Origin of the sequence: Sutterella massiliensis (assembly GCF_016899755.1) — a bacterium.
Classification (GTDB): domain Bacteria; phylum Pseudomonadota; class Gammaproteobacteria; order Burkholderiales; family Burkholderiaceae_F; genus Sutterella; species Sutterella massiliensis.
Genome location: NZ_JACJJC010000352.1, coordinates 1 through 340, shown reverse-complemented (window position 1 = coordinate 340; position 340 = coordinate 1). Strand labels below are relative to the sequence as shown.

Below are 340 nucleotides of genomic sequence, written 5' to 3'. Positions count from 1 at the left end.
GATGAGGAGGGTGTGCTCACACGATTTCTCGTATGGCATCTTTCTGAAAGCCTTTTGCAGGTCGAAATTCAACGTTCCGATGACACGGTTTGTTCTCTCGTTGTCGATCGAGAAAACTTTATTGAAATGTTTTTAAAAGCTTATTGTGAATTTGGAGCTAAAGGAGGATGGGGACGTTTCGGTGATGGACTGGATTCCGGACCTTGTTGCAGTTGGCCTATTGAATTTGAATTAAAGCAATCTATAGATTGATGAAAATGTTCAACGTGGTTAATCTTTCAGAGATACGTTGGACGGAGAAAGCGATTGTCCACCTTTCTCGGCAACCTTAGCAGTGGGG

1 protein-coding gene is annotated in these 340 nt (G+C 42.9%); it reads left to right on the top strand.

Translation table 11 applies throughout. The features are described from left to right. On the top strand, positions 1 to 252 hold a 252-nt coding region (locus H6A60_RS12880; protein ID WP_205105260.1), incomplete at its 5' end, for a hypothetical protein. Positions 253 to 340: the final 88 nt, after the last annotated feature.